This window comes from Blastopirellula marina (genome assembly GCF_002967715.1).
Classification (GTDB): Bacteria; Planctomycetota; Planctomycetia; order Pirellulales; family Pirellulaceae; genus Bremerella; species Bremerella marina_B.
The window spans coordinates 117878-138747 of record NZ_PUIA01000035.1 but is presented as its reverse complement, the minus strand read 5'-3'; the positions used below and the strand labels follow the sequence as shown (position 1 = coordinate 138747).

The 20870-nt window shown below is 58.5% G+C and carries 16 protein-coding genes; 7 read left to right on the top strand and 9 right to left on the bottom strand.

Annotated elements, in window-relative coordinates; genetic code table 11:
• The first annotated feature begins 127 nt into the window (after positions 1-127).
• From C5Y96_RS10420 to C5Y96_RS10410, 3 genes are read left to right on the top strand one after another with little or no spacing between them, the layout of a single operon-like run.
• On the top strand, positions 128-784 hold the full coding sequence (locus C5Y96_RS10420; protein WP_105352851.1) for a hypothetical protein: 657 nt from the start codon (positions 128-130) through the stop codon (positions 782-784).
• Positions 781-1323, top strand: a complete 543-nt coding sequence (locus C5Y96_RS10415) for a hypothetical protein (RefSeq protein ID WP_146115604.1) — start codon at positions 781-783, stop codon at positions 1321-1323. Before C5Y96_RS10420 ends, C5Y96_RS10415 begins: the two co-directional genes overlap by 4 nt.
• Positions 1324-1340: 17 nt before the next feature.
• Positions 1341-1784, top strand: coding sequence for a hypothetical protein (locus C5Y96_RS10410; protein WP_105352847.1), 444 nt, complete (start codon positions 1341-1343; stop codon positions 1782-1784).
• A 101-nt stretch (positions 1785-1885) separates the two neighbouring features.
• On the opposite strand, the gene C5Y96_RS10405 is transcribed toward C5Y96_RS10410, so the two are convergent.
• Both C5Y96_RS10405 and C5Y96_RS10400 read right to left on the bottom strand, forming a co-directional pair.
• Complete coding sequence (locus C5Y96_RS10405; RefSeq protein ID WP_105352845.1) at positions 1886-3181, bottom strand: DUF1552 domain-containing protein; 1296 nt, start codon at positions 3179-3181, stop codon at positions 1886-1888.
• Between the two features lie 23 nt (positions 3182-3204).
• The gene (locus tag C5Y96_RS10400; RefSeq protein ID WP_105352843.1) at positions 3205-7263 is read right to left on the bottom strand and encodes a DUF1592 domain-containing protein; all 4059 of its coding nucleotides are present in this window, start codon (positions 7261-7263) and stop codon (positions 3205-3207) included.
• 215 nt (positions 7264-7478) lie between these two features.
• On the opposite strand from C5Y96_RS10400, the gene C5Y96_RS10395 reads away from it, so the two are divergent.
• Entirely contained in the window at positions 7479-8321 is an 843-nt protein-coding gene (locus C5Y96_RS10395) for a TIM barrel protein (RefSeq protein ID WP_105352841.1), read from the top strand.
• Positions 8322-8372: 51 nt separating this feature from the next.
• On the opposite strand, the gene C5Y96_RS10390 is transcribed toward C5Y96_RS10395, so the two are convergent.
• The 6 genes from C5Y96_RS10390 to C5Y96_RS10365 all read right to left on the bottom strand — a co-directional run bounded on the left by C5Y96_RS10390 (position 8373) and on the right by C5Y96_RS10365 (position 14297).
• Positions 8373-9458: a Gfo/Idh/MocA family protein gene (locus C5Y96_RS10390; protein WP_105352839.1), complete on the bottom strand. Its 1086-nt coding sequence runs from the start codon at positions 9456-9458 to the stop codon at positions 8373-8375.
• Between the two features lie 134 nt (positions 9459-9592).
• A complete protein-coding gene (locus tag C5Y96_RS10385) occupies positions 9593-10606 on the bottom strand; it encodes a CPBP family intramembrane glutamic endopeptidase (protein WP_105352837.1) in 1014 nt (337 codons plus the stop codon).
• Between the two features lie 11 nt (positions 10607-10617).
• Positions 10618-11244, bottom strand: coding sequence for a CDP-diacylglycerol--glycerol-3-phosphate 3-phosphatidyltransferase (gene pgsA / locus C5Y96_RS10380; protein ID WP_105352835.1), 627 nt, complete (start codon positions 11242-11244; stop codon positions 10618-10620).
• Positions 11245-11292: 48 nt separating this feature from the next.
• A complete protein-coding gene (rimO, locus tag C5Y96_RS10375; protein ID WP_105352833.1) occupies positions 11293-12714 on the bottom strand; it encodes a 30S ribosomal protein S12 methylthiotransferase RimO in 1422 nt (473 codons plus the stop codon).
• Between the two features lie 82 nt (positions 12715-12796).
• Positions 12797-13594 carry a hypothetical protein gene (locus C5Y96_RS10370; protein ID WP_105352831.1) on the bottom strand — a complete coding sequence of 266 codons (798 nt, stop codon included), beginning with the start codon at positions 13592-13594 and terminating at the stop codon, positions 12797-12799.
• A 1-nt stretch (position 13595) separates the two neighbouring features.
• Positions 13596-14297: a PTS sugar transporter subunit IIA gene (locus C5Y96_RS10365; RefSeq protein ID WP_105352828.1), complete on the bottom strand. Its 702-nt coding sequence runs from the start codon at positions 14295-14297 to the stop codon at positions 13596-13598.
• Between the two features lie 374 nt (positions 14298-14671).
• On the opposite strand from C5Y96_RS10365, the gene C5Y96_RS10360 reads away from it, so the two are divergent.
• Entirely contained in the window at positions 14672-16195 is a 1524-nt protein-coding gene (locus C5Y96_RS10360; protein WP_158261172.1) for a Mur ligase family protein, read from the top strand.
• Between the two features lie 272 nt (positions 16196-16467).
• Here the strand turns inward: C5Y96_RS10360 and C5Y96_RS10355 are convergent, their stop codons facing one another.
• On the bottom strand, positions 16468-17439 hold the full coding sequence (locus tag C5Y96_RS10355) for a hypothetical protein (protein WP_105352823.1): 972 nt from the start codon (positions 17437-17439) through the stop codon (positions 16468-16470).
• A 689-nt stretch (positions 17440-18128) separates the two neighbouring features.
• On the opposite strand from C5Y96_RS10355, the gene C5Y96_RS10350 reads away from it, so the two are divergent.
• Together C5Y96_RS10350 and C5Y96_RS10345 are read left to right on the top strand one after the other, a co-directional pair.
• On the top strand, positions 18129-19217 hold the full coding sequence (locus tag C5Y96_RS10350) for a 3-oxoacyl-[acyl-carrier-protein] synthase III C-terminal domain-containing protein (RefSeq protein ID WP_105352821.1): 1089 nt from the start codon (positions 18129-18131) through the stop codon (positions 19215-19217).
• Positions 19214-20869 carry an NAD(P)-binding domain-containing protein gene (locus C5Y96_RS10345; RefSeq protein ID WP_105352819.1) on the top strand — a complete coding sequence of 552 codons (1656 nt, stop codon included), beginning with the start codon at positions 19214-19216 and terminating at the stop codon, positions 20867-20869. Before C5Y96_RS10350 ends, C5Y96_RS10345 begins: the two co-directional genes overlap by 4 nt.
• Position 20870: the final 1 nt, after the last annotated feature.

Below are 20870 nucleotides of genomic sequence, written 5' to 3'. Positions count from 1 at the left end.
TCAACGGAAGCAGAATCGACGGGTGCCATGCTCACGTCTGCGTGAGCATGTGAATCAGGATAAGAGCATGCCTGCGAAGACGTGGGCACCGCATCCAACTCGCCAGTAGGAAAATGTGTACGCATTCATGCAAGACCATGACGCAAAGATCGAACTTGCTCGGCACGCTGGCATGGCCGATGACTACTACGAGAACGGCTTCCTCGGGTGCCTCCGCCCCTATTCTGGAATCAGGGAAGAGAACTTTCACGCGGTGGTTGAATCGCTGCTTACCGTCGGTGTACACATCGCGTCTTCCCCTACGATCGATCGCAGGATCGTCGAACCGATACAGCGTATCACGACGACTACCCGGCGCTGGGGCGTGGAAGAGGACGGGATGTTGGTCCGCAATGGGCTGATCACGCCAGACGATCGCCTGAAGCTCCGCCTTTGGGTTCGCATCCTCGAAGATATGCTGCTCGACCTTCTCGCTGGCATAAAACCACACGAGGCCATTCACGCCTACTGCGAATACGTCGCCCAGTTCGGCTTCGGCGGAAACGCCGAGTTCATTGTTCCGCTGCTAAGTTCAGCTATCGACGCAGATGATGTGGGGGATCGAATACAGGGTTACTGTGCGGCGATAGCTCGGTTGGGTTCAATCGCAAGTCCCGTATCAGGTGCGCTGATGCAAGCGCGGAATCGCAACTGGCACTGGTACGAACCGCCTGAGCGTTGCGCTGCCGAGATACTCGGCTATATTGACCAGGCACTAATCGCGATCAATAAAAGTGACCCATGAAACAACAAAGCACTAATTTGTGGATGTTTGTTACGATCGCCGTTGCGCTGGTCATCGGCTATTGGTTTCTACGCCGTCAACAGAATGCCGATCGGCCGCTGACCGACCAGGACGCCATAGCCGAAATGCAGTCGCGCGCCCAGCGCGCGGTGGCGGATGCCAAGTCGGAATATGGCGTCGATCTGGACTTCTCGCCTGATTCGATCCAGTCGCTTGAATCGATTCTCGAACAGGTACACCAGTCGCACGCGGCCAACTCCATTTCCGAAACCGAGCTGACTCGGCACGCACTCAAATGGGGTGGCTACCTGGGCGAGGTGATCAAACAGGTACAAACGGCCGAGTGGAAACTCAATTCCCAGATCAACGGCGAAGGTAGTCTGCCGATCGTGTACGAAGACGAAAGCGAAAGCTTCCCGGTCGCCTGGTGCCACAAGCGAATTGTCAACGGCGACGAAGACAACGTGTGGACCAAGTTCACCATCCTGGTCGTCAACCGCGACGCGGACCTCGGCCAGTTTGAGGCAGAAGAACATTAAAATCGAGTTACCCTGTCATGGCATTTCTACGCAAACACGGACTCTGGATTGTTGTCGTCGTGGCACTGCTGGTGCTTCGGTCTCAGCGCGGGGGCTTCAGTCCCGAAGAACTCGATGCCCACTGCCAGCAGCTCATGGAAGAGGGGAAGTCGGCGGAAGCACTCGCCTGGTCGCGCGAAGCCACCGATGACGATCTGCGGACGATCTATGAATACGATAACGACCGCACCTTAGAGATCATCGAAGAGATCTACAAGCTCGGAGCGGCAAAGGTGACCGCGGTCGACATCGATGTCGATCCCGACTTCGGCGAAACGACCGACATCTTGATCGTGACCTTGCCGGAAAACCCGACCCAACGAGCAGACCTTCTGCAATACGAAAGCCAACTGGCGCAGTGGACTGGCGTTGGCGGAACGAGCGATCGTGGCCAGAAGTATTTAATGCTCTGGTGGGACTAAGGAGGCAGGCCGGGTACCATGCTCACGTCTGCGTGGGCATGCTCTTTACCTGATCCATAGGCCCACGAGAACGCAGGCATGGCACCCTGAAGGTGTGTCCTCTAAACCTCCGCCAGGCGCTCGGCCGAATCTCCAAACGCGTCGAGCTTCACATCAAACTTATCCAGCAGCGACAGGTACAAGCTGCACATCTTGCGGTTCGGCTGGTCGAGGTAATCGAGTGTGCGCCCCGTTTCGAGCTTGCCGCCTGCTTTGCCCAGTAGGATGACCGGCAGCTTGGTGGCGTCGTGGCTGCCGGTGAGCATGCTCGAGCAGAACATGATCAGCGAGTTGTCGAGCGTGGTGCGTTCTCCTTCCTGGCTGGCGTCGAGCTTCCTGGCCACGTAGGCGACCTGTTCCAGGAAGAACTGGTTCACCTTCAGCCAGTCGTCCGATTCCTGGTGCGACAGCAGGTGATGAATCATGTAGTCGATCCCCAGGTTCGAGAACCGCAGCGACGAATGATCGTTGTTCAGCTTCAGCGTACACACACGCGTTGCGTCGGTCTGAAAACCGAGCACCATGATGTCGCACATCAGCCGCATGTGTTCGGCGATATCTTGCGGGATGCCATCGGCCGGGCGAGCCATATTGGGGCCCGCCAACGGCGGCTTCCATCCTTGCATCTCGCCTCGTTTGCCGGCCCGCTCGATCCGCTGTTCGACGTCGCGAACCGATTCCAAATACTCGTCGAGCTTGCGGCGATCGGACTCGCTGATGTTGGCACGCAGGTCTTTCGCGTCGGCCAGAATGGCGTCGAGCACGCTCTTGTCTTCTCGCCGGGCACCTTCCTGAAACAGCCGATCAAACGCCAACGCCGGGTAAAGTTCCAGCGGGGTTGGTGTCGTGGGCGAGCTCCACGAAATGTGCGAGCTATACAGCATCGAATAGTTTTTGTGGACCGAAGGATTCGACTTCTCGCACCCCAGCACCAGGCTCGGGACCTTAGTCTGGTTACTGTTATGCTGAGCGATGATCTGGTCGATGCTCGTGCCCGAGCGGATTTCGCCGCCGGAAGAAAGCGCCGCGCCGGAAAGGAGGTTACCTGTTTGCGAGCTGTGGATGTTTCCTTTCAAGGCCTCGGCGTTGTAGAGTCCGCGAATGAAGATCATCTTCTCGCGCAGGTCGGCCAGCGGAGCGAGTACCTGGCCGGTCTCCATCTCCGCGCCACTTCCTTTGGCCCAGAAGTGATCTTTGTGGAACCCATTGCCAGAGAACATCACGCCGAACCGCAGCGGCGCTTCGCCGGTGCTGGCATGCGCTTCGTCGGCCCAGACCGGAATCGATTCCATCCACGGCAAAGCCATGCTCACGCCTAGACCGCGGAGGAGCGTACGTCGTGTGAAGCTTCGTTTCATCTTCGATATCCTTACAGCCGATTTTATTCGAGACCAACGAACTGCTGGCCGCGAATTTGTCGGAACTGGGGGCTAAGTACTATTTTCTCGATCGCCACGTGAACGCGGAAGTCGTTTTCGGTGAGTGCCTGATAGATTTCGTCCAAGAGGGGTTCGTCCGAAAGCTGCACCGAGCGGCCTAATGCGTAGCCTAGCAGTTTGCGGTTGAACTGCCGGACGAAGGTCTCGCGCCGCGCGGTTGCCAGGTAATTGCGAATGCCGGCGAGCCCGTCGACGTCGGTCCCGTCCATGAGGGTCGACTTCGTATCGATCGGCAGGCCGTGGGCATCCTGGCTACGGAAAGTACCAATCGTGTCGAACTGCTCCAAGGCGAACCCGTAGGGATCGATCCGCTTGTGGCACTTGGCACACTCGCTCACACTGCTGTGCATTTCAATCAACTGCCGCTCGGTAAGCCCTTCCGGGGCGACCTCCGGCAGTACCGGCACATTCAGCGGCGGGCGTGGCAGGCGTTCCCCCAAAAGCGTTTCCGAGATCCAGTTGCCGCGCAAGATCGGGCTGGTACGTGATGCGCCTGAGTTCTTCGCCAGCACGGTCGCCTGGCCAAGGATGCCGCCGCGACCATACTGCCGAATTCCTTCGACCTTCCGCCACTGCTCGCCGGTGACGCCGGGTATGCCGTAATGCTTGGCCAGCGATTCGTTCAGGAAGGTGTGATCGGCTTGCAGGATGTCGAGGATCGAACCGTTGTTGCGGAGCAGATCTTCCAGGAATAAAACCGACTCCTGGTACATGTCGCCGCGAAGCTCCGCGAACTGCGGGTAGTGCTGCTCGCTCTTCTCGTCGAACGTGTCGAAGTCGCGAATGTGCAGCCACTGGCAGGCAAACTGAATCGCCAGCCGCCGCGAGCGATCGTCCTTCAGCATGCGTTGGGTGTGCGCGAGCAATTCGTCAGGCGTGTGCAGTGTGCCAGAGGCCGCGGCCTGACGAAGGGAGGCATCCGGCGTGGATGACCACAGGAAATAACTTAGCCGCGTGGCGAGTTCGTGCCCGGAAAGTTTGCCAGGCTCAGTTCCGGGACCAGGCGTCTCGATGCGATAAAGAAACGCCGGCGAAGCCAAGATACGGGCGATCGATAGGCGAATTGCCTCGTCGTGGGAAAGCTGCTGACTACGCAGTTGGGCATATAGGTCGTTGATGGTTTGACTTTCCTGGTCAGTAAGTGAACGCCGATAAGCCCCGCTGGCGAATCCCAATAGACGCTCAAGATGGATTGGCTCGGTATTGATCAACTGCTGACGAAACTCGGTCGCCCGGTTCTTGATCGGCTCTAGCAGTGGATGGAAGATCGTCGGGTCGCCGTCCTGGGTGGCAAACTCTAATAACTGTTCTAAAGAGACCGTAATGTCGAGCGCATCGCGGCTGACGTATCGCAGTTGCTTCCACAGCTTGTCGAGCCGGGCTTGTTCCTCTTCGCTGAGCATCAGCCGAGCGAGTTCCTGGTCTTCGCGATGAAACAGCACCAGCGTTACCACTTCGTCCACCGGCACAATCTGCGGGTAGCAAACGATCGCCGGGAAGTAGTGGCGATAGTCATCGTGAATGCGTTTCAGTTGGTCGAGGTTCTGTGCGTCGCCCAGGAAGGTTGCTTCTGGCGAAAGCGTCGCCGCTGTGTTTGTTGTGACCGAAACCTGTACCACCGATTGCGGTGACTTTGGTTTCGCCGTGACGACGAACTCAGCCCCTTCGAACAGCTCGCCGGGGATATCGATCTCGGGGGCTGAGGGACTCGTAAGCACCTCCATCGCTCGACCAGGTTGGGCGGCCCCAGCTACCAAGGGGCCGTTCCAGGCAATCAGGTCAACGTACAGATAGTCTGCATCGTCGAGCGGATCGGTACCGGCCGCTTTCTTGATCTTCGCATCGATCTGCTGCGCCAATTGCTTGGCCACCGCTTCGCTATCGGCCGATTGCCACTGGGCCAGAAGCGAATCTTTCGGCAGCGCACTAGCCGACGGCTGCCCGTCGACCGAGCCGCTGTAGAAGACCCACGTATCGAGATTGCCGTGGCGATCGGGGTGGGGATTCGCGGATGACAGATCGGCGGAACAATCGGCCGCCAGGTCCCACGTGCGGGCCTCGCCGTCGTGCTCGTGGAGGGTGAGATTGACCTCGGTCAGATCGCAGAAATGGTTCGCGTCGCGGGCACCGATCTTCAGCGCGATACGATCGCCGCGCGAAAGGGCGAGCTTGGTAATCGGCTCGATCTCGGCTGCGCGGCCTAAGTCGATGTTGCCGGATTGCAGGACAATCGTGGAGCCCGGCCGGTGATGTTCCAGCCACCAGGTAGCCCCGTTGCCGCACGAATTGTGGGCATCGCGAGCAATCGCCGTGATATCGAACGTCCCGTCTACCGGGCACTGCCAGGCCGCGGCGATCCAGCGTTCCGGGCGCGGATGCATCGCCACGCCGTGCGCTTTGAGCTCGCCAGGAATGTACACCGTTTCGTCTCCGGCATTTCCCACGATCGACAAGGCATCGAGACCGGGGCTGCCCCAGCCACTCACGTTCGCTTTGCCGCCGGCATTGTTGATCGCTTGCGGCAACAGTTCGATCGGGGGCAACGTCTCCTTCCATGATATGCCCAAGAGCGTAAGCCATTGCTGGAGGACGCCTGAGTGGAGATTGCGTTTGACGGCCACGGCGAATGGTTCTGCCTCACCGCCAGCGTGTTGAATCTGCCAGGCCGCGGCGAGGTAACGGGGTGTCTTTTCGATTACTTCCTTTCGCGCGGATTGCATTGCGGCGATGGTCGATGGCAGGTCGTGCAGCACGATCGGCGGCAGCCCCTTGCGTTCGATGCGCGGCTTCTCCCAAATCACGCTATCCGATGCGTTGTCGCCGATGACCTTCACCGCATGCAGATGCGGCCGGAACGGTTCGCTTCCCGTGATAGGAACGCGGAAGGTCTTCTCTGGCACCAGCGTCGTGATGGCTTCCTGCGATGGACGAATGCTGCCGAAGTGCCCTACGGAGTTGAATTTCCATAGCACGTCTTGCCAGCTTCTTACGCTGTCGGCGAGTGCCTGGGCCTGCGCTGGATTGACTGTTTGGTAGCGCTGCCGCAGGTCTTCCAGCAGTGGTGACGCAGGCTCATTAGCGCATAGCATTTCGGCCAGCAGCGTGAAATACTTGGCGTTGAGATGGCTTTGCTCGGCAATGCGTGGGGCCTGGGCGAGGTCGGCTTGCAGCTGGTCGCGGTGCTCGATCAGCGCGGCGAAGTACGGCACCAGATAGACGCGTCCTTCCTGAGCCATGATCCGCTTGGGATCGCTCACGTTCCAGCGATCGAGCGCATGGGCATTGCCGACGTCGCGGATGTGTTTGAAGTAGATGCCACGAATGTCGGCCAAAATCTCATCGGTCCAGTCGCGTCGCGTGGTGCCTGGCGAAAAGCGGAAGCCATCGGGGAGTAGCACCACATGCTGGGCGATCTCTTTGCCGGCGTCTAGGTACTTCTGCACCAGCGACGGCGACATCACTAGCGCGTTGCCGGTGTTGGTGAAACCTTCGCCGGCAGCGCCATCGACGGGGAACTCTTTGGCTGGCTCTAGCGGCACGCCGGTGAGATCTTGAATGGTGTAGGTGTACTCGGCATTGTTCAGCCGCCGCAGCACCACCGGGCCGGGATCTCCGGCGTTGGCCTGGGCTTCGGCGGTTAAATAACGGTCGATCCACGCAGCGAGTTGTTTGTGCTGTTCGGTACTCAGCTGGTCGCTATCTTCCGGCGGCATCTCGCCGGTCTTCAGCATCTGCCGCACGCCTTGCCACCTGGCCGGATCTTTCCGCACGGCAGCCAGGCTGGCGAACTGCTCGAGATCGAGTTCTCCTTGTTTGTCAGCGGTCGAGTGGCAATCGAGGCAGAACGTTTTCAGTAGTGGATGAATCTGTTGTTGATACTGATTGGCAAGCTGCGTGAACGGCTGCGGCGTTTCACTGAAGGCAACGCCGACGCTGGCCGCGACGAGCACAACCGAAAGGGCACCAATAAAGAGCCCACGATTAAGATACGAGGAAGGCATGCGATCACTTGGCGGGATGAAGCGACAGGAGGGTGCAAAGCCGAATCGACTTGCTGCTGTGATTTTAGTGCCTGTCGAAGCATTTGTCACAGTTTCTTAGGAAAAGTATTTGACGCATTGCCCACGGCACGCATTGCATGTCGCGGCGGGACGTCTCATTATAAGGAGTCCCTGCCCAATTGATTTCCTTTCCATTATGCCTCGGGAAACAGCCGATGAAGTCTCATCCCTTGCTCGTCCTACTTGCGTTTCTGTTCTGCGTGCCGATGGTACGTGCCGCCGAGCCCACCGTACTGCGGCAAGATAATCTTGTCGCGTGGTGCATCGTGCCGTTCGATGCCGCGAAGCGAACGCCCGAGCAGCGGGCCGCGATGCTCAAGGATCTGGGTATTAAACGCTGTGCGTACGACTGGCGAGCCGAGCATGTGCCGACGTTCGAAGACGAAATCAAGGCGTATCAAAAGGAAGGGATCGAGTTCTTCGCTTTCTGGCGAACGCATGACAAGGCGCTTGAACTGTTCAAAAAATACGACCTGCAACCGCAGATCTGGGACATGATTCCGCAGCCCAATGCCGATACGCAGGAAGCCAAGGTCGAGCAAGCAGCCAGCAGCATGAAAGCGATCGCTGAGCAAACCAAAGGGGCTGGCCTTCCCCTGGGGCTGTACAATCACGGCGGCTGGGGAGGCGAACCACAGAACATGGTAGCCGTCTGCCAGAAGCTACATGCGATGGGTTACGACCACGTGGGGATCGTCTACAACTTTCATCACGGGCACGATCACATCGCCGACTGGCCCGAGATCTTCGCGCAGATGAAGCCATACCTCATCTGCTTAAACGTGAACGGCATGAACGACAACGCCCAGCCGAAGATCTTGGGCATTGGCAAAGGAAAGCACGAACGAGCGATGATCGAAACGATTGTAGCCAGCGACTACGACGGACCGATCGGGATTCTCGATCATCGCAACGAGCTCGACGCGAAGGAATCGCTTCAGGAGAACCTCACCGGCCTGGCAACGGTTCGCAAAGAACTGGCGAGCGAAACGAAGTAACGCAAAATCTTGTCCCCTCTCCTCTGCGGAGAGAGGGGACAAGAAGCGAGACTACTTTCCTGGGGTCCAGCCACTCAGGTCGGGGTCTTTTTCCAGGGGAAAATCGACGCGTTGCCCGGTGGCGGCGGCCTGGTAGATGGCCAGGATTACCTCGACCGAGCGGCGTCCTTCGGGGCCGTTGATCGCCGGTTCGCGGTCTTCTTTCACGGCGGCCAGCAGGTCTTCAAATTGGGCGCGGTGACCATGGTGGCCGATCGCTTTTGGGTCGGCGGCACCGCCGCCAGTTTCGGTCTTGCCGGCCAGGCGCTTCTTGATGGCTTCGTCTTCTTCGGTCGGCTCGGCGAAGTCCCAGCTCTTGATGTCTTCTTCTTCCATCACGGCCGAGCCCTTGGTGCCGTGGATCTCGATTCGCTTGAGGTAGCCAGGGTAAACGGCCGTGCTGGCTTCGATGGTACCCAGGGCTCCGTTCTTGAATTTCAACGAAGCCACGGCGACGTCTTCGACTTCAATGCGCTCGTGCCCGATCAGGCTGCAGTTGGCGGTGATCGACTGAACGTCACCCATCAGCCAGCACAGCAGGTCGACGCTATGAATCGCCTGATTCATCAGGGCCCCGCCGCCGTCGAGTTGCCAGGTGCCGCGCCAGGCACCGCTGTCGTAATACGCCTGGGTGCGGAACCACTTCACGTAGGCATCGCCGAGCGAAAGCGTACCGAAGCGGCCGTCGGTGATCGCCTTCTTGATTTCGGTCGAAGGACCGTGGAAGCGGCTGGGGAAGATGGTGGCGAGCTTGACGTTGTTCTCGCGGCAAGCGTTGATGATCGCATCGCAGCGAGCGAGCGTCACGTCGAGCGGCTTCTCGATGATGACGTGCTTGCCGGCCTTGGCCGCGGCCACGCCTGGTTCCATGTGGGCACCACTGGCGGTGCAAATGGTGACGACGTGAATGTCGGGGTTGGCCAGCATTTCTTCGAGCGTTTCGTAGGCGGTAATGCCCTGCGCTTCGGCGAAATTCTTTGCCTTTTCGGTGGTGCGGTTGTAGCAGCCGATCAGCTTGGCGTCGGGAATGTCGGCGATTGCCTTGGCGTGAAACTCCGCGATCATCCCGGTACCAATTATGCCAAATCCGAACGCCATGCGATAAAGCTCCGCTGTGATACTGCTGCTGAGAGGATTAAGAAACGAGGGAACGTCCGCGAACGATTGCAAACGTTAACAATGCCGCTGATTCCCTTTGCCAGTCCCGCATTATAAAGGGAGTCGCAGGCCAGTTAAACCGGCGGTGTCTCAAGCGATTCGCCAAAGGAGATTTGCATGATCAGCAGGAACATCGACTGCCCATTGAGCATCATATGCACGACCAGGCTCGGCGTGATCGAACGCCGTTTCTGGTAGACATAGCCCAGCCCCAGGGCCAGGAAAAAGAGGGGAATCGGAGCCCCGCCTTGATCGAAGTGCAGCAGCGCGAAGATGATCGAACTGGCAAAAATCGGGAAGACCATCAGCGACGGCCGATCGGGATAGGCTTCTTTGGCCGGCTCCGTTGATGTCGTTTCGGTCTCGACTTCGGCGCTGAAGCGTTCCTCAGGCAGGCCGTTGCTCTGATCGATCTTGGGCGGGCCCATACGTCCCATCAGGATCTGCCCTGCCGAAATGTATCGTCCGGCCATCAACTCTTCCAGCCACCCTTGCAGCAGCAGGCGAAACGCGAACTCTTCGGTGATCGGCGCTACCAATACGGCCGATACGATGACCGGAATAATGATCGCCGGCGTGGGGGACTCGATGAGCATCGTGATCAGTTCGTGTTTGTATTCGACGAACTGCGCGATGACGATTTGAATGATGATCACCGGCACGCACAGCGCACAAAAGGTAGCGATACCGATCAGTACGTCTTTGCGAAACGCGGCCCAGCTTTCGCCGATCACCAGCGTCAGGCCCCCTCGCATGACGATCAGAAAGAAGATCCCCAAGCATACCAGCGATTGGGCGGTGATCTGTCCCCACATCGCTCCGATACGCTGGGCAGGCGAAAGATCGGCCAGGCTCGTCGGTTCGCTGGGAAGGTACGGCGAGACCAACAGGTTCGCCAGCACGATGAACCCCAGGGTTCCGCCGAAGATATCCAATAGTCCCCAGCGAGCGACCGGGGCCGGTTGTGTTTCCAGGAGCGGCCGATTCGCCGCCAGGCAGCGAGCGACACCTACCCAAACGCTGACGCTGATCGTGAGAACCAGCGCCGCATATCCAATCAGACTGAAACCAAGGAGCAGTTGAATCACGACAAGCGGGCTCAGTCTGTTGAGAGGGTTCCGGAGCGGATCATGCGCACGGCATCAACCACGTAAATCCAGCCTGAGGCCAACGTCAGTCCGACGGTGCCCCAGAGGATGAGATTGAACAAATAAACCATCCACGTTTCCACGTTACTAAGGCCATACCAGGTGGTCGTGGCGGTTCCTGCATCAAGCCCCAGCACGATCATCGACAGGATCGCCGAAGCACACTGAAAGACCATCTTCCACTTGCCAGGCCAGTTGGCGGAAAAGTCGCCGCCGTGCTGTTCGACGAAGCTGCGGATGACGGTCACCAGCATTTCGCGCCCCATCACCACTACGGCCACCCAGGCCGCGATGCCGCTTCCAGGAATCGCCACCAGAAAGACAAACGTCCCGCAGATGATGATCTTGTCGACGAACGGATCGAAGATGCGGCCGAACTTAGTAACCTGGTTGTATTTTCGCGCCCAGTAACCGTCGATCCAGTCGGTGGAAACGGCCACGATGAAGATCGCCAGGGCCGCCCAGATGAAGCCGAGCGGAAGCAGCACGAAGGCCACGATCGACAGAATAAAGCGGATGGCCGTCAATGTATTGGGGACATTGACGATGACATTCGATGGGATGGGCTTGTCTGACATGAACGTTCCGCCGAGCCGCCCCTGCCGAGCGGCGGTTATGGTATCGCACTATCTGGCAGGGCCACTTGCCACGCCAACCAGGTCATAGTCTTTGTACATGACAATCTCGGTCGGTACGATATCCCCTGGCTTGAGACCTTGGCCGGTCACGTACGTGACGCAGTCGACATCGGGGGCATCGGCGACGGTGCGGCCGATGAACGCCGTCTTTTCGCCAGGTACCGGCTGATCGATCAGCACGTCGAGCGTGGTGCCGACCTTCGCTTCGTTGTGATCGAACATCACCTCTTGCTGGATCGCCATCAGGTGCTCGCGGCGCTGCTCCATCAGTTCTTCTGGAAGGTGATCGTCCAGGCGAACCGCCGGGGTGCCTTCTTCCTTGGAGTAGGTAAAGACACCAGCACGTTCGAACCGCTGGGCCTGGATGAAGTCGGCCAGTTCCAAGAACTGCTCGTCCGTTTCGCCAGGGAAGCCGGTGATGAACGTGGTGCGGATGTTCAGGCCGGGAATGATCTCGCGCATCTGGCCGATCAGTTCTTCGGTCTGGCTGCGCGTCACGCGGCGAGCCATGCGGCGGAGCATCGTGTCGTTGATGTGCTGTAGCGGGATGTCGACGTACGGCACGATCTTGTCGCAAGCGGCGATCGTTTCCAATAGCGGACGCGTGACGTACATCGGGTAGAAGTACATCAGGCGAATCCAGTCGATCCCCTGCACCTGGTTCAGTCTGGAAAGCAGTTCGGCCAGGCGCGATTCGCCGTACAGGTCCATGCCGTAGTAGGTAGTGTCCTGGGCCACGACGATCAACTCGCGAACGCCATCGGCCGAGAGTTCTTCGGCCTCGGCAATCACTTCTTCCATCGGCTTGGTGGCGTGCTTGCCGCGCATCTTGGGGATCGCGCAGAAGGTACACAACCGGTCGCACCCTTCAGAGATCTTCAGGTACGAAAAGTGCCGCGGCGTGATTCGCAGGCGGTTCCGATCGTTCAATGCTCGCACCGGAGCGGGCTTGAAGACGGTGCGCTGTTCTTCCAGCTTGCCTACCAGGCGATCGGCCACGCGGGTAATTTCTTCGCGGCCGAACACACCGACGATCTGATCGATCTCGGGGCACGTTTCCAGCAGGGTGTCTTTCTGACGCTCGGCCAGGCAGCCAGAGACGATGACCCCTTTGATCTTTCCTTGACGCTTCAGCTCGAGCATCTCTTCAATGGCAGCGAACGATTCGTCGCGGGCACGTTCGATGAAGCCGCACGTGTTGATGACGACGAAGTCCGAGCCTTCGGTCTCTTGCGTTAGCTGGTAGCCATCTTGATCCAAGAGGCCCAACATGCGTTCGCTATCGACCAGGTTCTTCGGGCAACCCAGGCTGATAAAGGAATACTTTCCCTTTGCACCTTCCGTACCAGACGAGCTGGCGGCTTGGGATGGGCTAGGAGCATTCACATCGATAATGGGCAAACTGGTCATGAAGCTTGGATCAGGGGTTAAGGGAAGCGGGGTCCTATACTTAGGGCTCATACCGCTGGTCGAACTCCTCATCCTATCGGCTTTACGGCCGATTGACGAGGGGCAAAATGCCGCAATCTGCCTGTGGCTTGAGCAAGGTAGCCAGGTCCACGAGGCGGAATGGTTGCCCTAAGATCGCCGTAACGCCGCAAGATTGGGCTTTCTGCCAATCTTCCCAGGTCACTGCCCCCAGACACAGGATCTTCGCGGCTGCGGGAATCGCTTGGAACCAGCGGCAAAGCTCGGCGAATTCCGCCCCATCGGTACCTGGGACGATGCCAACGAGTGCGTCCAGGGCGCTTGTTCCGGTCGATTCTTCGGTCGCAAGCCACCGGGCCGAATGCCCCAGGGCACGGCATGCCAATCGCAGATAATCAAAGTCCGCTGCCGTGGTTGCCAGGATGCCGACCTCTGCGGAAGGACCGTCGACGGATAGTTCCGCGAGCGAGGCGAGTGCCTGTTCTTGCGGGGCCGAAGTGGCTGGTACGATCGAGCGACCTTCGATCACGTCGGGCAGTCGGTACGACCATTCGAACCAGCCCATTCGCTGAAGGCCATCGGGCACGGGGCCGGTGCGGGCCTCGCCGATGCACCAGGGGCCGAAAATCTGAATCAGTTGCGCCAAGGGGTTTCGTTGGCGAAGTGCTTCGACCTCGGCGGCTGAAAAGCGACCAGGCCGGGCAGCACACAGGAGGATCAGGTCGAAGTTGGCTACCCATTGGGTCGCCTCTTCGGCGTGGAGCTCGATGCTGGGCCAGGTGCTCAGCCAGGCCGCGAGCCCTTCGAATTCGCGAGATTCGAGGTCGCCGGAGATCAGAACCTGTCGCTTCGCGGCTTCCACCTTAAATGGCGTCCTCGCGATCGCGAATCAAGTCGAGCACTTCGTCGGCGTGATCCGCGTTGCGGATGCCGCTGAGAAGCGTGCTGTCGTTGATGATCCGGCTGAGCCGAGCGAGTGTTCGCAGGTGCGAGGGATCGTCGATCGAGCCAATCAGAAAGAAGACGTCGGTTAAAATACCTCGGCTGCCACCGAACGGAATTCCCTGGTAAGTGCGTCCCATCGCCAGGAAACCTTCGGAAATGATCGTCGGCAACGGACGCCGCGGATGCAGCAGGGCCACGCCGTTGTCGAGCGCCGTCGAGTGCATGTTTTCACGCTGCATTACCGCGTCGATCATCTTCGGTTCGTCCCATAGGTAACCGGCCTGCATGGCGACGTCGCAGATTTCCGTAATCACCTTGCGCGGCGAGCGGCTGGTGATGGGAATCTTGATGGTGCTTTCGTGCAACATGTCGGAAATGCGGACCGGCTCTTCATGCTTGCCATGCCGATCGAGCACCCCTTCGACGCGCTGTAGCTCGCTGTCGTCGAATACGCCGATGCGATGCTCGAGCCAGTGGTGGATGTCGGCGCGGGCAAACTTCCACTTGCCGGCGACCTTGCGGCCGGGGATGTCGTCGCGGTTGGCGAGCTTTTCAACCTGAGGAGGTGTCAGGTGAAGATAAGCGGCCAGTTCATCCAGATCAAAGTCTTGGGTAGGCATGGGATTCGGATTGCTAGCAGTGATATAGGTAGGATTGGTGAACTTTAACGGCTAAGGGATCGCTGGTGCGGAATCAGTGGGAAGTTTTCCGTGTTCCGTTTTCAGTAAGAAGGAAAGAGAGGTTTCGGCTCTTTTCCCCGCTGAAAACTAAATACGGAACACTTCACACTCGGCGTAAACCGCACGATGTCGGCAAAGTCGGGTTGACTCTTTAGCGGAAATGGAAAACATTAGCTCCAGCGTCAAGCGACAAGTCTATTTTAGGCATGTCCCCGGTCAGGAAGAACCAGGACAGGTCGTTTGCGTACTAACTTCGGATGGATTCGGGGTTTTTCTCAATCGGTTCGCGCCCAAAATTGGCAAGGAGGCCAACGATGTCGCAGACAATCACTTCTCGCATTGAAGTTTCGCTACGCAACCTACTGCCGGGTGCGAAGTTCTTCGGCGGAAGCGACATCTTCACCAAGGCCTGCTGTGCCCGCGCGGAACATGTATTGCCCGGTGAAGTCTTCATCGCCATCTGCGACGACCACGAAGACGGCCACGACCGAGTAGAAGAAGCTATCGAACGCGGTGCCTCTGCGGTTGTTTCCGAAAAACCACTCCCTGTTAGCGTGCCGGTGTGTGTGGTCGGAGACAGCCGCGAGGCATACGGCCAGCTTTGCCATGCCTTGGCCGATCAGCCAACCGACCGCATCAAAGTGATCGGGGTGACCGGCACCAACGGCAAAACGACCACCTGCCTGCTCATCAAAGCGATTCTGCAGAAGGCCGGTGCCAAGGTCGGCAGCCTGACCAGCTTGGGCTTCGACAACGGCTACGACGAACAATCGTGGGGACATCCCACGCCGAACCCGGCCATCATGGCCGATATGCTTTCGCGGATGCAGTACAACGGCTGCACGCATGCGGTGATCGAAGCTTCCAGCGAAGGGCTGGTCAAGCAGCACCTGGCCGGCATTCAGTTGGATGTGGCCGCGTTCACCAATATTCGCCAGAACCATATCGAGCTACATGGCTCGGCCCGCAATTATTACCGAGCCAAGAAGAAGCTGCTGAAATACCTCCGCGACACAGGCGTCGCCATCTTCAATGGGGACGATTCGAATTGTGTGCGTGTCATGAACCAGGCCGAAGTTCCTTCGCTGTCGATTGCCATGCACGGTGTCGGCGAAATCACCGCTTCGGTCGTTGAACGTCACAAGAGCGAACAAACGTTCCTGCTGACCGCCGGCAGCCAGTCGATGCCGGTCTGCACGCGGATGATTGGTGACCATCATGTGTACAACTGCCTGGTTGCTGCCGCCGTGTGCCTGGTTTATGGAGTGGATCTGAAGACGGTCGTTCGTGGGCTCGAATCGGTTGAAACGTTGCCAGGCCGGATGCAGCGAATCGAATGCGGCCAGTCGTACGGCGTTTTCATCGATCAGGCCCACACCCACGACGGCCTGGCCGTTGCCTTGAAAACGCTTCGCCGGGTAACCCACGGCAAGCTGATCTGCGTGCTCGGGGCTCACGAATCGAGCGACCGCGTGAATCGCCCGCTGCTTGGCCGCGTTGCCGAACGTGGTAGCGATGTCTCGCTGATCACCATGAGCGGAACCGGCGGCAGTTCGCGAAACGAAGTGGTACACGACATCATCGATGGCTTTGCCCGTCCGGCGAAGGCCCACGTGATTCCCAACCGCAAAGAAGCAATTCGCTACGCACTAAGCCAGGCCGAAATCGGCGACACGGTGCTGATCACCGGTCAATCGACCGAACGCCTGGTAAGCGATCGCGTCGAACAAAGCGATCCCCGCGACTGCGACGTCACGCGAGAGCTTCTGTATGAAATGGTCCAAGAAGAAGACGCCACCCCCATGGCCGAAGCCAAGGTCATCGCGTTTCCTCGGTAAGAGTTTTTCTGGCGATCGCGCGAGTTAGAAATCGATGCGCGCGCAATCTTCTTCTCGCCAGCCTCAAAGGGGCGACCGTTCATAGACAGGGGTGGCAGCCCCTGGAAAGCGATCACCCAACAAACATCTTAAGCCCTGAAAGGGCGGCCGAACCGGTACCGGTGCGCGCACACCCGGCCGCCCCCTTGGGGCTTAGGACTCGATGTTGGTGGCACGGGTACCAGGGGCTGCTGCCCCTGGCTATGAACGGTCGCTCCGTTGGAGCTGACATGTCACGGCGGGCCGCGTTCGTTGGCATGAGGCGTTTCGTGTTTAAACTCGACGGTCGGCTCGTCGATCGACTTGGCAGATGACGCGTGAACCAACTCGCCAGATGAAACGTTGCTCAACGTTTCGAACGACACACCAGACGATTCCCCGGGTGCCACCCTCAAGTCTGCTTGGGCGTGCGGAGCGCCGGTTGGTAGCTCGTGCGCACTAAGTGATGGGGCGCTCACATTCGCTTCACTTAGCAAACGTGTTGCCGTTAGCGCTGGTTGTCGTGGTTGCGTTTTGAAGGGCTGGAGTTCCGGGTTCAACTCGAACAACTCTTGTTCCAGTCGATCCAACTCGACCTGCTTCGCGCAGATTTCTCCCTGCAATTGCCGGTCGAGTTTCTGCAGGCGGTAATACGTCCACGCATAGAGCCTGGCCAGCTCGTACGTCCACGCCTCTTCGGGCGGGCGTTTCATGCGTCGCAGTTGCCATTCCCGTTCGCGCGTGTTGTCGTCGCGTTCGCGCGGTGCTCGGTACGCAGGGGGTTTCCGCGGTTTCTTGGCCTGGGGGACGACCCAGGGAGGTCGCATGTCGGGGAACTGGTGGGCGGCGACCTCGGGGTCGATCGGTTCGACGAGCGGGTCTGCCCGGTACGTTAGCCGGTTGGGGTCTGGCACGTAGACGAACGGTTCTGGCGGCGGTTCTTCCTCTTGCGGTGGTTGGTGATCGCCCCGTTCTTCGGCCTCTTGCCGGGCAATCATTTCTTCCAGGGCCGCGCACGTTCGCCGCGGGTCTCCTTTGGGGGAGACCCGGACCTGGTTGGCCTGCTGGAAGATGGTCATCTCTTCGATCGGGCGATCGGGGATGACCATCAGCACCTCACCACAGCAGGGGCAGATGATGCGGTTCCCATCGCGCACGGCAACCTGCGGAGTCTGGCTGTGATGGCCGGCTCCGTGTTGTTCAGGTTGTTGGTCGGGATGGGACATTTTTCTTGTGGGTTGAGTGGAAACGGTGTTCGCACGCCCAAGCAGACTTGAGGGTGTCCGATAATTCAAATCGTATAAAACCCCGAGAAAATGGGCATACCAGAAGCACTCTAGCGACGGGTTCAACCAATAGGAAACTCGCTGATTGCTAAACGGCTATACAGTATACTTTTTCCGGAATTGAATTATCGGACACCCTCAAGCAGACTTGGGCGTGGCACCCGGGGAGTTGTGTGAGACTCGCGGGGTTTCTCTAAGATATGTGAACATGTGTATACATGTCAAATGTTTGGGGGAGATTTTTTGGAAGAAAGTTTTTGTGTGCTCTTATCCGCGTAGACCTGCGTGATCCGTGGTTGTCTTCCCTTGAATTTGAAAGCGTGTCCCTGGTTCGCCCTTCACGCTGGCCCTCTCCCCGGCGGGGAGAAGGGACGGGAGGTTTGGTTGTTGACCGAAACTTGGTGAATCGTCGCGTATTGGTAGTCGGCCGGAAAACATTTTTGTTGGCTGGGCCGTAGTTCGTGAAGTTAATCAGGAACTCTCCGCGGTGATGGGGCTTTCGTGCCCCTTAGGTTCTCTGGACTCAGGGGGTATGGGGGGCTAGAGTGATGCCAAGATCCTCTTTTCCTATAGCTTCTGCGGCCGGCAATGATGCGGCGGTGGAGTCGGGTGTCTGAAAGTCGAAGACGATGCAGTGCTTCATCACGGCGACAGGCTCGTTTTTGCCTGGGCCTGCGATTTCCAACGAGCAAATCCACGAGGTTCTGGGCTCACTCGATGGCGAGACGCAGGTCGCTCAAAGCGTGCTCAAGATGAATGGCATCGTCTCGCGGCACTACGCTCAAGATCGCCAGCAACAGGCGACGCACGATGTCTACGATCTGGCCAGGCTCGCTGCCGAGGCCTGCCTGAGCGGGGCCGAGCCGCAGAACCCGATCACGTTCCTGTCCGCCGGTTCCACCTATGCCCCCTATTCAGGGCCGGGGATCGCTTCGATTGTGCATAGCCGTCTGGGTGCGGCAGGCATTGTCGATCGTCCGTTGGAACTGAGCTCGCATGGGGGAATCTGCACCTCCGCGTCTGCCGCGTTGGTCGCCGCCGTGAGAAGTGTTAAGCAGGGTGAACACGCGTCGGCCCTAAGTATCGGCGCTGAGCATGCGTCGGAGATATTGAAGTCGTCGGTCATTCGCCCCATCGATGATCGGGCCGAACACGATGACCTGCGTAAGAGCCAGTGGTTCATGTCGGTCTTTCTACGGTTCATGCTTTCCGATGGGGGCGGTGCCGTCTTGTTGGAAAGTCAGCCGCGTGCAGGTGGGTTGTCGTATCGGGTCGATTGGACTCATTCGATGTCGTTCGCGCACCAGGCCCCGCTGTGCATGAAGCTGGAGAATGCCAATCGCCTGCTCAGCCAGGATGTAGGAATCCTCACGCGGCACCTGTACCAATTCGCCGGAGAGTTCGTCTCGGCAGCGCTCGAGAAGCACAACGAGCAATTGGATGCTTACCGGATGATTCTGCCGCACATGTCGTCGTACTTCTTTCGCCGCAAGATGGAAAAGACGATGCAGAAGTTCTCGCCCGATCCAGCCGTAACGCCTCCTTATTGGACGAATCTGGCAACGGCCGGGAACACGGGTGCCGCGAGTATTTATGTGATGCTGGACGAATATGTTCGCCAGCACGAGATCGCCGCAGGTGACCGCCTGCTGTTGTTCATTCCCGAGTCGGGGCAGTTTAACTTCGTGCTCGTCAGCTTGACGGCGGTAGCAGCGTGAGCGACGTAAGCCAAACGAAGCGACTAGCCATTATCGGTTGCGGTAGTAGCGGGCTGATCATGCTGAAGTCGGCGAAGGATGCGCTGCCGGATTGGCAGATCGCGTGCTTTGAAAAGGGGGAGCGAATCACCGGCGTGTGGGGCAACCCTTACCCTGGTTTTGTTTCGACCTCGACCAAGTACACCACGCAGTTCACGTGCTTTCCGGTACGCGATGCGAATGTCGAAAGTGACGGGGGAAAGAGCCGGGCCGAATTCTTTCGCGACGGGGAGTACGGTGAGTACCTCAACCAGTTTGCCGATACGTTCCAGCTTCGCCCGCACATCAAGTTGCAGCATCAAGTCGAACGCCTGGAACATGACCCCGACGGTAACCGCTGGCTGGTCACGGTTCGCAGCCTGGCTGACGAAAATCAACTCGAGGCGATGACCGAGCATTTTGACGCGGTGGTGATTTGCACTGGCTTGACGGCTGAGTGCAAGGAATTGGAAACGAAGCTGCCGAAGCTTTCGCCACGCGAACTCAACACTCTGGATGGCCTTCGCCAGGTACGCGGCGAGAAGATCGTTGTGTTTGGGGGTGGCGAATCGGCGGTTGACTATGCGACGCGGTTATCGCGGCCAGGGCTTGATAACGAGGTCTATCTTTCGCTGCGTACTGGTGTGCGGGTGAGCCCGCGGTATCATCCGATTCGTGGTGTTCCGTCCGACTTTCTGCGAAACCGGTTGATGCTGTCGATACATCCGGTGCTACGGAATTGGATCGGCCAACGCTTCGTAGAAGCACGCATGCGGCATCAGGAACGGTTCGAGAAATGGTTTCCATCGATGAGTACGCCTTCATGCGAGAAGGTAGAACCAAGCCACCAGGAGCTGAAGAAGGAGTGGGCTTATCGGCTGACCAAGGGGGCCAAGGACGAACTGTTCAATATGTTTCACAATAAGAGCGACGACTTCCTGGATGGAGTCGCTGACGGGCGGATCAAGATTGTGGGAGAGCCGGTCGATGACGAAATGTCGCGGTTCTACGAGTTTCAATCGAGCGAGCAAGTCGAGGTCGCACCGACGAAGATTCTGCCTGCGGTGGGTTACAAGTCGACGTTGGCCGAGATCTCTGGCGGTGCGATGCGGCTGGCCGATTTCTACTTGGGATGCGTGCATGCGACGTGTCCAGGGTTATACCTGGTAGGCTTTGCGCGGCCGGTGATTGGCAACATTCCTTCCATCAGCGAGATGCAGGCCAACTACATTGCTGCGCTGATTAGCGGCAGTGTGCCGCGTCCGAATGATATCGTCCAGGAGCACGCGCTGGCGCAAGAGGCAAACTATGCCCGTTACCCACGACTCGATTTGGAGATCATCTATCCGGTCGAGATGTTTCCGTATTGCGATTACCTGGCGCGGCAGATGAAGATCTATCCGACGGTGAAAACGGCAGGTTCGCTGCGTGAGTGGTGGCGAATTCAACTGCAACCGGCGACCACGGCGCACTACTATTACCAGGACGAGCCGACGCACCGCTTCTTTGGTGATGCACCGGTTTACATGCCGTCGGTGTTTGTGCTGTTGCTATTGATGCTGAAGCCGTTGGACTGGGGATTTCGCCTGGTGCGGCGATTGTTTGGGCGGCAGGCTGCTCACCTTCCTTCGTAGG

Bases quoted from the DNA above. Each gene is read 5' to 3' on its own strand.
- C5Y96_RS10420 (WP_105352851.1), top strand. From the start codon at position 128: ATGCAAGACCATGACGCAAAGATCGAACTTGCTCGGCACGCTGGCATG.
- C5Y96_RS10415 (WP_146115604.1), top strand. From the start codon at position 781: ATGAAACAACAAAGCACTAATTTGTGGATGTTTGTTACGATCGCCGTT.
- C5Y96_RS10410 (WP_105352847.1), top strand. From the start codon at position 1,341: ATGGCATTTCTACGCAAACACGGACTCTGGATTGTTGTCGTCGTGGCA.
- C5Y96_RS10405 (WP_105352845.1), bottom strand. From the start codon at position 3,181: ATGAAACGAAGCTTCACACGACGTACGCTCCTCCGCGGTCTAGGCGTG.
- C5Y96_RS10400 (WP_105352843.1), bottom strand. From the start codon at position 7,263: ATGCCTTCCTCGTATCTTAATCGTGGGCTCTTTATTGGTGCCCTTTCG.
- C5Y96_RS10395 (WP_105352841.1), top strand. From the start codon at position 7,479: ATGAAGTCTCATCCCTTGCTCGTCCTACTTGCGTTTCTGTTCTGCGTG.
- C5Y96_RS10390 (WP_105352839.1), bottom strand. From the start codon at position 9,458: ATGGCGTTCGGATTTGGCATAATTGGTACCGGGATGATCGCGGAGTTT.
- pgsA (WP_105352835.1), bottom strand. From the start codon at position 11,244: ATGTCAGACAAGCCCATCCCATCGAATGTCATCGTCAATGTCCCCAAT.
- rimO (WP_105352833.1), bottom strand. From the start codon at position 12,714: ATGACCAGTTTGCCCATTATCGATGTGAATGCTCCTAGCCCATCCCAA.
- C5Y96_RS10365 (WP_105352828.1), bottom strand. From the start codon at position 14,297: ATGCCTACCCAAGACTTTGATCTGGATGAACTGGCCGCTTATCTTCAC.
- C5Y96_RS10360 (WP_158261172.1), top strand. From the start codon at position 14,672: ATGTCGCAGACAATCACTTCTCGCATTGAAGTTTCGCTACGCAACCTA.
- C5Y96_RS10355 (WP_105352823.1), bottom strand. From the start codon at position 17,439: ATGTCCCATCCCGACCAACAACCTGAACAACACGGAGCCGGCCATCAC.
- C5Y96_RS10350 (WP_105352821.1), top strand. From the start codon at position 18,129: ATGCAGTGCTTCATCACGGCGACAGGCTCGTTTTTGCCTGGGCCTGCG.